This window comes from Kocuria sabuli (genome assembly GCF_040981185.1).
In the GTDB taxonomy this organism is placed as follows: Bacteria; Actinomycetota; Actinomycetes; order Actinomycetales; family Micrococcaceae; genus Kocuria; species Kocuria sabuli.
Genome location: NZ_JAVHZE010000010.1, coordinates 85,359 through 100,216 on the forward strand (window position 1 = coordinate 85,359; position 14,858 = coordinate 100,216).

Sequence of the window (14,858 nt, forward strand, 5' to 3'; positions counted from 1 at the left end):
AAGAGCCCGCGGCGCTGGCGCCGCGGGCTCTCCGCCGGTGAGGCCCTGTCCCGGCGGGGCCGGGACAGGAGCCCGCAGGGATCAGGCCATGCGGGCGTAGTACTCCACCACGAGCTGCTCCTCGCAGGTCACGGGGACCTCGGCGCGCTTGGGCTTGCGCACCAGCTTGGCCTGCAGCTTCTCGATCGACACGTCGAGGTAGCCCGGGGTGTCGGGCAGCACGGCCTGGTGGGCGCCGGCGGCTGCGACCTGGAAGGGCGCCATCTTCTCCGACTTGGGGTGCACGTGGATCAGCTGGCCCTCCTTCACGCTGTAGGAGGGGCGGTCCACCCGCTGGCCGTCCACCATGATGTGGCGGTGCACGACCATCTGGCGGGCCTGGGCCATGGTGCGGGCGAAGCCGGAGCGCAGCACCAGGGCGTCGAGGCGGGACTCGAGCAGGGCGACCAGGTTCTCACCGGTCTGGCCCTCCTGGCGCTTGGCCTCGACGTAGGCGATGTGCATCTGCTTCTCGCGGATGTTGTACTGCGCGCGGAGACGCTGCTTCTCGCGCAGACGGACGGCGTAGTCCGAGTCGGCCTTGCGGCGGGCACGACCGTGCTCACCGGGGCCGTAGGGACGGCGTTCGAAGTACTTCTCGGCCTTCGGGGTCAGGGCGATCCCGAGGGCGCGGGACTTGCGCACCTGACGGCGCGCACGCGTGTTGTTAGCCACGTTTACCTTTCACAATGCGGTGCTCTCCCCCGTCCGGCGTGCGGTGCGGGGGGAGCGTGTTCTGTACGGTCCGGCCTCCGAGGACGGGAACGGTCCCGCCGGAGAGGTGAGGATCAGCCGCAATCCTTGTGTTCCTGCAAGCGCCGTGGCCACGCGCCGCGCACCGTGGTTGAGGCGGTGCGCCGGACGTGCGGGAGCACGGGCCTTGCCGGCCGACAGTCCAGTATAGCGTGCGCGGGACCGGCGCGCGCCCCGGTGCCCCGCGCGCCGGAGCGCCGCCCGTGCGGCACGGGCGGCGCTCCGGTCCTCGCGGGGTGCGGCGGTGTCAGTCGACGTCCTCGTCGACCCAGTCGAAGGTCTTCGTGACGGCCTTCTGCCAGTTGCGGAACAGCCGTCCGCGCTCGGCCTCGTCCACCTGCGGGGTCCAGCGCCGGTCCTCGGCCCAGTTCGCGGTGACCTCCTCCGTCCCGGACCAGAAGCCCACGGCGATGCCCGCGGCGTAGGCGGCGCCGAGGGCCGTGGTCTCCGTGACCCTCGGGCGGATGACGGGCACGCCGAGCTGGTCCGCCTGGAACTGCATGAGCAGCTCGTTGGCGGTCATGCCGCCGTCGACCTTGAGCTCGGTGATGTCCACCCCGGCGTCGGCGTTCATCGCCTCGACCACCTCCCGGGACTGGTAGGCCGTGGCCTCGAGCGCGGCCCGGGCGATGTGCCCCTTGTTGACGTAGCGGGTCAGGCCCACGAGGGCGCCGCGGGCGTCCGAGCGCCAGTAGGGGGCGAACAGGCCGCTGAAGGCCGGGACGAAGTAGGCCCCGCCGTTGTTCTCGACCGAGCGGGCCAGCGACTCGACCTCCGGTGCGGAGGAGAGGATCCCCAGGTTGTCCCGCAGCCACTGGACCAGGGAGCCGGTCACCGCGATCGAGCCCTCCAGGGCGTAGACGGCGTCCTGGTCGCCGATCTTGTAGCACACGGTGCTCAGCAGGCCGTTCTCCGAGTGCACCACCTCGGTGCCCACGTTCATCAGCACGAAGCTGCCCGTGCCGTAGGTGTTCTTGCCCATGCCCTTCTCGAAGCAGGCCTGCCCGAACATCGCGGCCTGCTGGTCGCCCAGGATGCCGGCGATCGGCACGTCCTTGAGGAACCCGCGGGTGCGGCCCTTGCCGTAGACCTCGGAGGAGGAGCGGATCTCGGGCAGCATCGACGTGGGGATGCCCATGTCGGCGCAGATCTCCTCGTTCCAGTCGAGGGTCTCGAGGTTCATGAGCATGGTGCGCGAGGCGTTGGTGACGTCGGTGACGTGCACCCCGCCGTCCACGCCGCCGGTCATGTTCCACACCAGCCAGGAGTCGGTGTTGCCCATGAGCAGGTCGCCGCGCTCGGCGCGCTCCCGCGCCCCGTCCACGTTGTCCAGGATCCACTTGACCTTCGGGCCCGAGAAGTAGCTGGCCAGGGGCAGGCCCACGCGGTCCTTGTACCGGTCCGCGCCGACGTCCCCGCCGAGCTCCTCGACGATCTTCTGGGTCCGGGTGTCCTGCCAGACGATGGCGTTGTAGACGGGCTGCCCGGTGGTGCGGTCCCAGACCACGGTGGTCTCGCGCTGGTTGGTGATGCCCACGGCGGCCAGATCCCGGGCGTTGATCTCGGCGGAGGCCTCGGCGTCCGCGACGACCTTGCGGACGTTGCGCCAGATCTCCATCGGGTCGTGCTCGACCCAGCCGGCGCGCGGGAAGATCTGCTCGTGCTCGAGCTGGCCCGTGCTGACGATCGAGCCCTGGTGGTCGAAGATGATCGCCCGGGTGCTGGTGGTGCCCTGGTCGATGGCCATGACGTGCTGCGGTTCGGTGCTCATCGGTGGTACCTCGCTTCGTGGTGGTGTGCTGCGGGTCGGACGGGTGCGGGCGCGCGGCCTCAGGCCGGCGGGTTCGAGTAGAGCTGGTAGAAGCCGCCGGCGAGCAGGGCGCCGAGGACCGGGCCCACGACCGGGACCCAGGCGTAGCCCCAGTCGCTGCTGCCCTTGCCGCGGATCGGCAGGAGGGCGTGGGCGATGCGGGGCCCGAGGTCACGGGCGGGGTTGATGGCGTAGCCCGTCGGCCCGCCGAGGCTCGCGCCGATGCCGACGACGAGCAGGGCCACGGCCAGCGGGCCGAGCTGGGAGGGGGTGTTGCCGAAGAGCAGGATCACCGCGACGAGGACGAACGTGCCGATCACCTCGGTGACCACGTTCCAGCCGTAGGAGCGCACCGCGGGCCCGGTCGAGAACACGGCGAGCTTGGTCTCCCCGAGGACCTCCTCGCCCTCGATGTCCTCGTCGAAGTGCTTCTTGTAGGCCAGGAACGCCACGACCGCGCCCAGGATGCCGCCGAGGAGCTCGCCGGCGAAGTAGACGAGCGTGCTGACCGGGGTGATGGCCACGCCGGGGGCGTACTCCTCGGACCCGCTGGCCCACAGGCCCACGGTCACGGCGGGGTTGATGTGGGCCCCGGACTGGTAGGCCACGAACACGCCGGCGAACACGGCGAGGCCCCAGCCGAAGTTGATCATCAGGAACCCGCCGCCGAGGCCCTTCGTCCGCGGCAGCACGGCGTTGGCGACGACGCCGCAGCCGAGCAGCAGCAGCATCGCGGTGCCGGCCACCTCGGACCAGAAGACGGTGGACAGCGGGATGGGGACGGACGGCACCACGGTCTGGGCCAGGACGTTGGACATGGTCAGCACTGCGACTCCTCGGGTGGGGCGGACGGGGCGGACCGGCCTGCCCGTCGGGGGCGGGCCGGGGTGGAGCGGGAGGTGGTCTCCGGTGGGCGGCTCAGCCGTCGGCCGGGCGCACGAGCTCGAGCACGTCGGGGGCGGCGGCCCGGGCGGCGGCGGCCGAGGTCTCGTCGTGGGCGGCGGCGGCGGCGTCCTCCGCCTGGCAGCGGGCCCGGTAGGCCTCGACCTCGGCGGCGCGCCGGCGCCCGTCCCAGCCGAGGGACTCGGCGGCGAGGTCGGCGATCTCCTCGACGGCGTCGAGCCCGTGGCGCTCCTGCTCCCACGTGAGCCGGGTGCGGGTGTCGTAGAGGTCCTCCAGGTGCAGCGCGCCCTCGTGCGTGCAGGCGTGCACGATCTCGGCCCGCAGGTACGCCGGCGCGCCCTCGAGCGGGCGGGCCAGGTCGGGACGCTCCTCGACGAGCTCGACGAGCTCGGAGACCGCCGACCCGTAGCGGCCGAGCAGGTGCTGCACCCGCTCCTCGCTCCAGTCGTGGCGGGCGCCCAGCGCACCGGCCTGCCGGCGCAGGGCGAGGTAGCCCTCGGCGCCCAGCAGCGGCGTGCGGTCGGTGACCGAGGGCACGGCCTTGGCCCGCTCCTCGCCCAGGGCCAGGTCCACGGCGTCCTCGGCCATCACCCGGTAGGTGGTGAGCTTGCCGCCGGCGATCGAGATCAGCCCGGGGGCGACCTCGGTGACGGTGTGCTCGCGGGAGATCTTCGTGGACTGCGCGTCCCCCTCGCCCTTCTTGGTCCCCGGCTGGAGCAGCGGCCGCAGCCCGGCGTACGTGCCGATGACGTCCGCGCGGGTGAGCGGTCGGTCCAGGACCACGTTGGCGTGGTCGATGACGTAGTCGATGTCCTCCGCGGTGGCCACCGGGTTGACGAGGTCCTGGTGGTAGGGGGTGTCGGTGGTGCCGATGATCCAGTACCGCGCCCACGGGATGATGAACAGCACCGACTTCTCGGTCTGCAGGATCAGCCCCTTCTCGCCGCGGATCCGGTCCCGGGGCACGATGATGTGGATGCCCTTGGAGGCGAGCACCTTCAGCCCGCCCTCCGCGGCGGCGAGGTCCTGGGTCTGCTCGGTCCACACCCCGGTGGCGGCGATCACGGTCTTCGCCCGCACCGTGCGCTCCTCGCCCGTCTCGAGGTCGCGGACGGTCGCCCCGACGACGCGGCCGGACCCGTCCTTCGGGAAGGCGACCGCCTGCGTGCGGTTCGCGGCGAGCGCGCCGTAGCGCACTGCGGTGCGCACGATCGTCAGGACGAGGCGGGCGTCGTCGACCTGCCCGTCCCAGTACTGGACGGCGCCGACCATGGAGCCGGGCTTGACGTCGGGGAAGACCCGCTGCACGCCCTTGAAGCCGTAGTGGCGCTGGTAGGGCAGGGTCGCGACCTTGGCGCCGAGGTGGGCCAGGGCGTCGTAGAGGCCGATCCCGGCGGTGACGTAGGGCCGCTCCCAGAAGCGGTGGGTCAGCGGGTAGAGGAAGGGCACGGGCTTGACGAGGTGCGGGGCGAGGAAGTCGAGCAGCAGCTCGCGCTCCCGCAGCGCCTCGGAGACCAGCTTGAAGTCGAGCTGCTGGAGGTAGCGCAGGCCGCCGTGCACGAGCTTGGAGGACCACTGGGAGGTCCCGCCGGCCCAGTCCTGGGCCTCGACGATGCCGGTGCGCAGGCCGCGGGTGACGGCGTCGAGGGCGATGCCGGCGCCGGTGATGCCGCCTCCGACGACGAGGACGTCGAGCTCGGGACCGTCGGAGAACTCGGCGAGCGCTCGGTCCCGCTCGGTGCTGGAGAGGGAGGGGTGGGCCATGGTGGGGAGCCTTTCGTGGCGGGTGCGGACGCGTCGTGTGGTCTGTCTCACACTCTGGTGCGGATTGCACCTATGCTCAAATGGAATGAACGGACGTGCAGGAGGAGGTTGCAACCGTGCACGATGATGCCGAGCTCCACCACGCGGCGGAGCTGTACTACGTGCAGGGCATGACGATGGAGGCGGTGGCGGACCGGTTCGGCGTCTCGCGCCCGACGGTCTCGCGGATGCTGCAGGCGGCGCGGGACCGGGGGATCGTGCGGATCAGCCTCTCGGCTCCCCCGGACGCGGGACACGACCTGTCCCACCGGCTCCGGGAGGCCTTCGGGGTCACGGTGCACGTGACGGGTACCCCCCGCGGCCCCACGGATCCGCAGCGGCTCGAGTCGGTGGCGCGCTCGGCCGCGGGGCTGCTCGGCGAGTGGTTCGGGGACGGGATGACGCTGGCGGTCGCGTGGGGCACCACGACCTCCGCGATCGCCGGGCACCTCCAGCCCAAGGCCACGCGCGACGCCGTCGTGGTGCAGATGAACGGCGCGGTCAGCGCCCGCTCCCCCGGGGCGGCGCAGTCCTCGGCGCTGCTGGGCCGGATGTCGACGGCGTTCGGGGCCGCGCTGATGCCCTTCCCCACCCCGGCGTTCTTCGACAACGAGGAGACCCGCACCCTCATGTGGCAGGAGTCCTCGGTGCGCCGGGTCCTGGCGGCGCGCAACGGCGCGGACCTGGCGGTGTTCAGCGTCGGGGCCTTCCGCGGGCCGATGATCTCCCAGGTCTACAGCAACGGCTACCTCCCGGACGAGGCCTTCCGCGAGCTGGTGGCGCAGCGGGTGGTGGGGGACGTGTGCACGGTGTTCCTGCGGGAGGACGGGAGCTACGCCGACCTCGACCTCAACCGCCGGGCCAGCGGGCCCACGCCCATGGAGCTGCGCCGGATCCCGCGCCGGCTGTGCGTGGTGGCCGGGGACCACAAGGTGCCGGGCGTGGTGGGCGCCCTGCGGGCCGGCGTGGTCACGGACCTGGTGATCGACGAGCGCACCGCGGCCTCGGTGGTGCGCCACCTCTTCGGCCGCTGAGCGCTCCTGCGCTCACCGGCCGCGCACGATGCCGCGCAGCAGCTCCAACTGCTGGCCGATCTGGCGCTCCCGGCCCCGGTCGACGGGCCGGTAGTAGTCGGTGCCGACGAGCTCGTCCGGCGGGTACTGCTGAGCGGCCACCCCGGTGGGCTCGTCGTGGGAGGACACGTAGTCCCGGCCGTGGCCGAGCTGGCCGGCCCCCGGGTAGTGGGCGTCGCGCAGGTGCGGCGGCACGGGCCCGGCCCGGCCGGCGCGGACGTCGGCGATCGCCTCGTTGATCGCCGTGTAGGCGGCGTTGGACTTCGGCGCCGTGGCGAGGTGGGCGACCGCCTGGGCCAGGGGGATCCGGCCCTCGGGCATGCCGATGAGCTGGACGGCGTCGGCGGCGGCCACCGCGGTCTGCAGCGCCGTCGGGTCGGCCGTCCCGATGTCCTCGGAGGCGGAGATGATGAGCCGCCGGGCGATGAACCGGGGGTCCTCCCCCGCCTCGAGCATCCGGGCGAGGTAGTGCATCGCGGCGTCGACGTCGGAGCCGCGGATCGACTTGATGAACGCGCTGACCACGTCGTAGTGCTGGTCCCCGTTCTTGTCGTAGCGCACGGCCGCCCGGTCCAGGGCCTCCTCCGCGTGCTCGCGGGTGATCACGGGGACGCCCGGGGCCGCGTCCTCCCGCTCCGGCGCCCGGTCGTCCTCCGGCGCCCGGTCGTCCTCCGGCGCCCCGGCGGTCTCCGGCCCCTGGTCCTCCTCCGGCGCCCGGGTCCGCTCCGAGAAGGCGGCTCCCGCGGCCGCCTCCAGGGAGGTCAGCGCCTTGCGGGCGTCCCCGCCGCACAGGTCCAGGAGGTGCTCACGGGCCGGCGCGGACAGCTCCACCTCGCCGTTGAGCCCCCGGGGGTCGACGACGGCGCGATCGAGCAGCCCCGCGATGTCGGCGCGCTGCAGCGGCTGCAGGGTCAGCAGCAGCGAGCGCGAGAGCAGGGGCGAGATCACGGAGAACGACGGGTTCTCCGTGGTGGCCGCGACCAGCACCACCCACTGGTTCTCCACCCCGGGCAGCAGGGCGTCCTGCTGGGCCTTGGTGAAGCGGTGGATCTCGTCGAGGAACAGCACGGTGGTGCGCCCGTGCAGGTCCCGGTCGGTCAGTGCCTCGTCCATCACCTTTCGCACGTCCTTGACCCCGGCGGTGATCGCGGAGAGCTCCACGAACTTCCGGGACACCCCCCGGGCGATGACGTGGGCCAGGGTGGTCTTGCCCGTGCCCGGGGGTCCCCAGAGGATGATCGACGACGGCCCGGCCGGGCCGCGGTCCTCCCCCGCCAGCACCCGCAGCGGGGACCCGGGCCTGAGCAGGTGCTGCTGGCCGACGATCTCGTCGAGGGTGCGCGGGCGCATCCGCACCGCGAGCGGGGACCGGCCGCGCCGGGACCGGCCGGGGCGGGACCGGCCGGGGCGGGACGGGGGGCCGCCGCGCGGCGCACCGGGATCGCGGTCCGGGCCGGGGGCGTCGAGGTCGTCGAAGAGGGAGCCGGTCACGGCTCCAGGCTAGTCCCCGGCGCGGGGACGCGGCCTAGGACCTCCGGGGCCGGCCCAGCTCCGCGCTGTCCAGGACCAGGGTGACCGGCCCGTCGTTGACGAGCTCCACCTGCATCGTGGCCCCGAACCGGCCGGTCTCCACGTGCGCGCCGAGCTCCCGCAGCGCCTGCACGTAGGCCTCGAACAGCGGCTCCGAGACCGGTCCCGGTGCGGCCGCGGACCACGAGGGGCGCCGGCCCCGGCGGGCGTCGCCGTAGAGGGTGAACTGGCTGATCGCCAGCACCGGGGCGCCGAGCTCCGAGCACGACCGCTCGCCAGCGAGCAGCCGCAGGTGCCAGGTGCGCTCGGCCAGCTTCGCCGCCGTCGCGGCGTCGTCGTCGTGGGTGACACCCACGAGGGCCACCAGGCCCGGTCGCTCGATCCGGCCCACCACGGAGCCCTCGACGGTCACGGCGGCACGGGCCACCCGCTGCAGGACGATGCGCATGGGTCCCAGTCCACCACACGGGCGTCCGGGAGCGGGCCCTCGGATACGCTCGTGCCATGGCATCCGCGGTCACCACGGCACGGGCCGACGCCCTGGTGGCGGAGCTGTTCGCCCCCGCCCCGCTGGTGCTGTCCCTCCTGGTGCTCGCCGGCTGGTCGGCCGCGGACTGGACGGGGGCGGCGTGGGGGCTCGGGACGGCGGTGCTCGTCGCGTCCCTGCCGATGCTCGTCCTGCGGGTCCTGGCCCGCCGCGGCCGGGTGGACGGGCACTTCGTGCGCTCCCGCGCGCAGCGGCTGCCCGTCTACGCCGCCACGGGCGTGCTCACCGCCCTCGTGGCGGCGGCCGGGCTGCGGCTGGGGGCTCCGCCCCTGGTGCCGGTGACCACCGCGTTCGTGCTGCTGGGCCTCCTGGTGCTGCTGGTCGTGACGCTGTGGTGGAAGGTCTCCGCCCACGTGGCGATGGCGGCGTGCTGGGCCGTGGCCCTCGGCGCCCTGACGTTCCCCGGGGCCGCCCTGCTCGCCGCGCCGGTCCCCGCCGCGGTGGCCCTCTCCCGGGTGCGCACCGGCGACCACACCCCGGCGCAGGCGGCGGCCGGGGCCCTCATCGGCGTGCTGATCGGCCTGGCCCACACGGCCGTCACCGGCCCGCTCCGCTGAACCCGGTGCCCCGGCCGGGCCCACCGCGCCCACCACGGCGGCGCGGCCGCGCGACAGGAAGGGCCCGCGTGACCGAGGATGGGAGGGTGGACGGCTCCCGGCCGCCCCGACGACCCGATCCCGAGGACCCGCCGTGTCACCACGTCCCACGACCCGCATCATGACCGCCGCCTCGATCGGCGCCCTCGTCGTCACGCTCACCGGCTGCGGCGAGGACGTCCAGGAGGTCGACGCCGACTACGCCCAGATCTGCGTGCGGGAGGACCCCGCGACGGGTGAGACCGTGCGCGTGGACGACGACGACTGCGACGAGGCCGGCCGGCCGCGCGGCTCGTTCATCCCCATGTTCCTGTTCCTCAACGCCAGCCGGTCCTTCGCCGTGCCGCCGGTCGGCTCCGCGGTGCCGCGCTCCTCGGGCTTCACGACCACCCGCCCGCCGGCCTCCGCCTCCGTGGCCCGGGGCTTCGCCCCGTCCGGGACCTCCGTGGGCAAGACCGGGGTGTCGAAGGGCTTCGGCGGCACCAGGAGCGGGGCGGGCTCCTGATGCGGCGGATCGACGGGCTCCCGCCCCGGCCCGGGTGGGAGCGGATCGTGCACGACGAGGGCCTGACCTACGCCTTCACCGAGCGCCCCGACGGCACCCGGTTCTCCTACTGGAACGAGACGGCCGCCTACGTCCTCTCCCCCGGCGAGGTGGACGAGCTGGAGTCCGCCACGGACGAGCTGTACCGGATGACCCTGGAGGCCGCCCGCTACATGGCCACCGGGGCGCTGGGCACCCTCGGGCTCTCGGAGGCGGCGTTCGAGCTCGCCCAGCACTCCCTGAGCCTGCGCGAGCCCTCGATCTACGGCCGGTTCGACCTCGCCTGGGACGGCACCGGCCCGGCGAAGATGCTCGAGTTCAACGGCGACACCCCCACCGGCCTGGTGGAGGGCGCCGTGTGCCAGTGGTCGCGCGCGGAGGCGCTGCACCCCGGACTGGGCGAGGAGCACGGCGACTTCGACCAGCTCAACGGCCTGTGGCCGATGCTCGTGCAGCGGTGGCGGCAGCGGCTGCCGTCGTCGGCGTCGAAGGTCCTGCACGTGGCCTACACCCGCGAGGAGGAGACCGGCGAGGACACCGCGAACGCGGCCGTGCTCGCCGCCACCGCCGCGGAGGCCGGCTACCGCACCGTCCTGCTGCCCGTGGAGGACGTGCGCTTCGACACCCGCTCGAACCACTGGGTGCACGCCGCCGGCGACGTCGACGACCCGAGGGTGGTCTCGGGCATCGAGGAGCTGTTCGCCCTGCACCCCTGGGAGGTGATGGTCGACGACGGCCCCGGCGGCTTCGTGCTGCACGACCCCCTGCTGATGCACCACTGGTACGAGCCCGCCTGGAAGATGTTCTGCTCCACCAAGCTGCTGCTCGTGGCCCTGTGGCGGTGCTTCCCGGACCACCCCCACCTGCTGCCCGCCTACGTGGACGGGCCCAACGGCCTGGCGGAGTGGGTGCGCAAGCCCATCTTCGGCCGCGAGGGGGACGGGATCGAGATCCGTGCCCGGGACGTGCACGTGCGCTCCCCTCGGCCACACCCCTCCCCGATGGACGTGTGGCAGGGCTACGTGCCGCTGCGGAACTTCCCCGGCGCGGACGGGGCGCCCAACCACCCGGTCGTGGGCTCCTGGGTGGTCGGCGACGACGGGTCCGCCGGCATCGGCATCCGCGAGTCCGACGGCCCGCTCACCGACTACTGGTGCCGCTTCGTGCCCAACATCATCGACAGGAAGGGTCTGCTGTGACCGCGCACCTGCTCCCCCGGTCCATCTCCACGGCCACCTCCGCGGTGATCGGCGCGACCTCGATCGCCCCGCTGTACTCGGTGGTGGTCAGCCTCGGGCTGATGCACGCGCTCGTGGGCCGGTGGACGCCGGTGGTGCTGGTCGCCGCCGTGGTCCCGATGGCGGTCGTCTCGGTCTGCTTCGCCCGGCTGGACGAGCTCTACGAGGACCAGGGCACCGTCTACCGCTGGGCCCGGGAGGCCTACGGGGCGTTCGTGGGCTTCCTGGGCGGCTGGGGGCTGTGGCTCTCGGCGACCCTCGTGCTCGCCTCCCTGGCCTGGGTCACGGCCGACTCGGCGCTCTTCGCCCTGGGCGCCGACCCCGGCCCGTGGGCCGTCACCGCCGTGGCCGCGGTGCTCATGGCGGTCTTCGCGGCGATCTCCTCGACGGGGATCCGGGTCTCCGCCGCCGTGCAGTCGGTCTTCGCCGCCCTGCAGCTGGTCGGGGTGGGGGTGCTGGTGTGGGCCACGCGCACGGCCCCCGTCGTCGACGGCGCGGCGGCCGGGGACGGCGAGTGGAGCGGGTTCTACACCGCAGTCCTGGCCGGCGGGGAGCTCACGGCCGGCAACGTGGCCGCCGCCCTGCTCCTGGCCCTGTTCCTGTACTGGGGCTGGGACTCGACGTTCTCCCTCACCGAGGAGTCCACCACGCAGCGAGCCCCGCGGGTCTCCGCCTGGATCGCGCTGACGGCGGTGGCCGCCGTCTACGCCGTCATCGGCTGGTCCTACGTGCCCGGGGCCTCGGTGGGCTCCCCGCTGCTGGCGGGCCTCGTGGCGGTCTCGGCGGCCGCGTCGATCGGCACCACCATGATCCCCACCTCGCGCGGTCTCATGTCGATGGCGCGCGGTGGGCACCTGCCCCGCCGCTTCGTGTCCCTGGCCTTCGCGACGTGGACGACCGCGGCCGTGGCCGCCGCCTGGATGACGTTCTCGGGCGCGCTCTTCGACGACACCATCGGGGTCATCTCGGTGCTCGTGGCGCTCTACTACGGGCTGGCCTGCGCGGCGACCGCCAAGCTCGGGCGCACCGCCGGCGCGCGCGCCCTGGGGGTCGCGGGGGCGGCGCTCATGGCCGTGGCCCTGGTGCTCACGGGCCTGGAGTACGTGCTCTCCGCCACCTGGGTCTGGGTGGGCGGGGTGTTGGTGCTGCTCGTGGTGCCGCTCTGGTTCCTCCTGGGCCGCGGCCGCGACCCGCTGCCCGGGGCCCACGAGCGCGCCCCGCACCTGGAGAGCCTGCGCAACTGAGCGGTGGGGCCGGGCGGCGGAGCGCTCAGGGCAGCACGCTGAAGCCCGGTGGCAGCGCCTGCCGGCCCGTGAGCGCCAGGAGCATCTCCGGCACGTGGCCGCGCTCGGCTGCGATCTCGACGGCGGTGTGCCCGGCGTCGGCCAGCACCGCGTCCGGGGGCCGGCGGTCCAGGCCGCAGGCCGCGGCGACGTCCAGCCCGTGCACGGCCAGCTCGAAGGTGCGCGTGGGCAGGTAGGCGCTCAGGCGCGTGCCGCCGACCACCGTGCGGATCACCGGGTCCTCGTCCGCGGGCACCCGTGCCAGCGCCTCGCGGGCCCGCTCCAGGGACGCCCGCACCGTGGCCGCGGGGTGCCGGCCCAGCTCCTGGCCGGCCGCCACGCCGCGGGCCGCGACCGCCCCGGGCGCCGCGGCCGCGGCCGCCAGCACGTAGTACTGCCCGGTCCGGGTGCAGACCGGCTCCCCGGCCGGGACGGCCAGGTAGTCGGCGAGGGTGAGCAGGGCCCGGTGGGTGTGCCCCACGAGGGCGCGGACGTCCCAGGTGCCCAGCCCCGGTCGTGTCCAGTGGTGCGGCCGCAGTTCCTCGACGAGCTCGGCGAACCAGGCACCGGCGTCGAGGAGGGCGGCGCGGGCGGCGGCAGGGTCTCGGGTCACGACATCCCCCTGGGTCTCGGCGGCCGGTGCCCCGCCCGCCACGGACGGCGCGGGCCGGGTCCCGTCCGGACGGACGGCACCCGGCCCTCTGGTGAGCCGTAGCCTACTGCGCGGACGCGGCCGCGGGCCCGGATCCGCCCCCGGTGGCCGCTTCCGTGACGTCCTGCGCCGCGCGGAGGCCCTTGGTCTGCTAAGCCTCGGCCTGCTCGCCCTCGTCCCGTTTGCCTTCGGGCTGCTGGCCCTTGGGCTCGGGCCTGGCGTCCACCCCGGCCTCCTTGCGCTGCTGCGGGGTGATCGCGGCGGGGGCCGCCGTCAGCGGGTCGTACCCGTTGCCGGTCTTCGGGAAGGCGATGACCTCCCGGATGGAGTCCGTCCCGGCCAGCAGCGCGACCACGCGGTCCCAGCCGAACGCGATGCCGCCGTGCGGGGGCGCGCCGTACTTGAAGCCCTCCAGCAGGAAGCCGAACTTCTCGTCCGCCTCCTCCTCCCCGATGCCCATGACCTCGAAGACCCGCCGCTGGACGTCCTGGCGGTGGATGCGGATCGAGCCGCCGCCGATCTCGTTGCCGTTGCAGACGATGTCGTAGGCGTAGGCGAGCGCGTGCTCGGGGTCCTGGTCGAAGGTGTCCAGGAACTCGGGCTTGGGCGAGGTGAACGCGTGGTGCACGGCGGTCCAGGCGCCGGCGCCCACGGCGACGTCGCCGGACTCCACGGCCTCGGCCGCGGACTCGAACATCGGCGCGTCCACGACCCACACGAACGCCCAGGCGTCCTCGTCGATCAGGCCGGTGCGGTGGCCGATCTCCACGCGGGCCGCGCCGAGCAGGGCGCGGGTGGACTTCCTCTCGCCGGCGCCGAAGAAGATGCAGTCACCGGGCCGGGCGCCGGTGGCGGCGGCCAGGCCGTCGCGCTCGGCCTCGGTGATGTTCTTGGCCACGGGCCCGGTGAGGGTGCCGTCCTCGCCGACCAGGACGTAGGCCAGGCCCTTGGCGCCGCGCTGCTTGGCCCACTCCTGCCAGGCGTCCAGGGTCCGGCGCGGCTGGGAGGCCCCGCCGGGCATGACCACGGCACCCACGTAGGGTGCCTTGAACACGCGGAAGGTGGTGTCCTGGAAGTACTCGGTCAGCTCGGTGAGCTCCAGGCCGAAGCGCAGGTCCGGCTTGTCGGAGCCGTACCTGGCCATGGCCTCGGCGTAGGTCATCCGGCGGATCGGGGTGGGGATCTCCACGCCGATGAGCTGCCACAGGGCGGCGACGATGCGCTCGCCCAGGGCGATGACGTCGTCCTGCTCCACGAAGGAGGCCTCGATGTCGAGCTGGGTGAACTCGGGCTGGCGGTCGGCGCGGAAGTCCTCGTCCCGGTAGCAGCGGGCGATCTGGTAGTACTTCTCGATCCCGCCGACCTGCAGCAGCTGCTTGAACAGCTGCGGGGACTGCGGCAGGGCGTACCAGGAGCCCGGGGCCAGGCGGGCCGGGACCAGGAAGTCGCGAGCGCCCTCGGGGGTGGAGCGGGTCAGCGTCGGGGTCTCGACCTCCGTGAAGCCGTCCTCGTGCAGCATCTCGCGCGCCACCCGGTTGGCCGCCGAGCGCAGGCGCATGATGCGCGCGGGCTCGGGCCGGCGCAGGTCCAGGTAGCGGTGCCGCAGGCGGGTCTCCTCCCCGACCTCCACGTGCTCGTCCACCTGGAAGGGCAGCGGGGCGGCGGTGTTGAGCACCGTCACGGTCCCGGCCATGACCTCGACCTCGCCGGTGGCCAGGGCGGGGTTCTCGTTGCCCTCGGGCCGGCGCTCCACGGTGCCGGTGACCTGCAGGACGTACTCGTTGCGCAGGTGGTGGAAGTCCGCCTCGTCGCGCACCACGATCTGCGCGACCCCGGAGGCGTCGCGCAGGTCCAGGAAGGCCACCCCTCCGTGGTCGCGGCGCCGGCCGACCCAGCCGGCCAGCGTGACGGTCTCTCCGATGTGCTCGGCGCGCAGCTCGCCGAGGTTGTGTGTGCGCAGCACTCAAAAACCCTTCGTTGTTCGGGAGGTCCGGACGGGGCCGCGCGGATCGCGCGTTTGCCCGGGATTCACCGGGTGCCCCTACTCTCGTCCGGGAACGAGTTTACAGCCCGCTCTCCGGGCACCG

General features: G+C 73.8%; 13 protein-coding genes. 5 read left to right on the forward strand and 8 right to left on the reverse strand.

Annotation, left to right across the window (positions count from 1 at the left end; translation table 11 throughout):
• Positions 1-81: 81 nt before the first annotated feature.
• The 4 genes from rpsD to RE027_RS11345 form a co-directional block, all read right to left on the reverse strand.
• On the reverse strand, positions 82-714 hold the full coding sequence (gene rpsD, locus RE027_RS11330) for a 30S ribosomal protein S4 (RefSeq protein WP_047803317.1): 633 nt from the start codon (positions 712-714) through the stop codon (positions 82-84).
• Positions 715-1,039: 325 nt separating this feature from the next.
• On the reverse strand, positions 1,040-2,563 hold the full coding sequence (glpK, locus tag RE027_RS11335; protein WP_368808375.1) for a glycerol kinase GlpK: 1,524 nt from the start codon (positions 2,561-2,563) through the stop codon (positions 1,040-1,042).
• A gap of 59 nt (positions 2,564-2,622) precedes the next feature.
• Positions 2,623-3,420, reverse strand: a complete 798-nt coding sequence (locus tag RE027_RS11340; RefSeq protein WP_368808414.1) for an MIP/aquaporin family protein — start codon at positions 3,418-3,420, stop codon at positions 2,623-2,625.
• 100 nt (positions 3,421-3,520) lie between these two features.
• Positions 3,521-5,269 (reverse strand): glycerol-3-phosphate dehydrogenase/oxidase, encoded by a 1,749-nt coding sequence (locus RE027_RS11345; RefSeq protein WP_368808376.1) that lies wholly within the window; start codon positions 5,267-5,269, stop codon positions 3,521-3,523.
• Positions 5,270-5,385: 116 nt separating this feature from the next.
• Here RE027_RS11345 and RE027_RS11350 point away from each other — a divergent pair, with 116 nt between their 5' ends.
• Positions 5,386-6,342, forward strand: coding sequence for a sugar-binding transcriptional regulator (locus RE027_RS11350; protein ID WP_368808377.1), 957 nt, complete (start codon positions 5,386-5,388; stop codon positions 6,340-6,342).
• A 12-nt stretch (positions 6,343-6,354) separates the two neighbouring features.
• Here RE027_RS11350 and RE027_RS11355 read toward each other — a convergent pair whose 3' ends face one another.
• Together RE027_RS11355 and dtd are read right to left on the reverse strand one after the other, a co-directional pair.
• Positions 6,355-7,872: a replication-associated recombination protein A gene (locus RE027_RS11355; RefSeq protein ID WP_368808378.1), complete on the reverse strand. Its 1,518-nt coding sequence runs from the start codon at positions 7,870-7,872 to the stop codon at positions 6,355-6,357.
• A 34-nt stretch (positions 7,873-7,906) separates the two neighbouring features.
• Positions 7,907-8,359 (reverse strand): D-aminoacyl-tRNA deacylase, encoded by a 453-nt coding sequence (dtd, locus tag RE027_RS11360; protein ID WP_368808379.1) that lies wholly within the window; start codon positions 8,357-8,359, stop codon positions 7,907-7,909.
• 56 nt (positions 8,360-8,415) lie between these two features.
• Here dtd and RE027_RS11365 point away from each other — a divergent pair, with 56 nt between their 5' ends.
• From RE027_RS11365 to RE027_RS11380, 4 genes are all read left to right on the forward strand, one after another.
• A complete protein-coding gene (locus tag RE027_RS11365; protein WP_368808380.1) occupies positions 8,416-9,015 on the forward strand; it encodes a hypothetical protein in 600 nt (199 codons plus the stop codon).
• Positions 9,016-9,148: 133 nt separating this feature from the next.
• Positions 9,149-9,559: a hypothetical protein gene (locus RE027_RS11370; RefSeq protein WP_368808381.1), complete on the forward strand. Its 411-nt coding sequence runs from the start codon at positions 9,149-9,151 to the stop codon at positions 9,557-9,559.
• Complete coding sequence (locus RE027_RS11375; RefSeq protein WP_368808382.1) at positions 9,559-10,797, forward strand: glutathionylspermidine synthase family protein; 1,239 nt, start codon at positions 9,559-9,561, stop codon at positions 10,795-10,797. The genes RE027_RS11370 and RE027_RS11375 overlap by 1 nt, the downstream gene beginning before the upstream one ends.
• Positions 10,794-12,080, forward strand: a complete 1,287-nt coding sequence (locus tag RE027_RS11380; RefSeq protein ID WP_368808383.1) for an amino acid permease — start codon at positions 10,794-10,796, stop codon at positions 12,078-12,080. Before RE027_RS11375 ends, RE027_RS11380 begins: the two co-directional genes overlap by 4 nt.
• A gap of 25 nt (positions 12,081-12,105) precedes the next feature.
• Here the strand turns inward: RE027_RS11380 and RE027_RS11385 are convergent, their stop codons facing one another.
• Together RE027_RS11385 and aspS are read right to left on the reverse strand one after the other, a co-directional pair.
• The gene (locus RE027_RS11385) at positions 12,106-12,732 is read right to left on the reverse strand and encodes a maleylpyruvate isomerase family mycothiol-dependent enzyme (protein WP_368808384.1); all 627 of its coding nucleotides are present in this window, start codon (positions 12,730-12,732) and stop codon (positions 12,106-12,108) included.
• A gap of 190 nt (positions 12,733-12,922) precedes the next feature.
• On the reverse strand, positions 12,923-14,734 hold the full coding sequence (gene aspS, locus RE027_RS11390; protein ID WP_368808385.1) for an aspartate--tRNA ligase: 1,812 nt from the start codon (positions 14,732-14,734) through the stop codon (positions 12,923-12,925).
• Between the last annotated feature and the right edge of the window lie 124 nt (positions 14,735-14,858).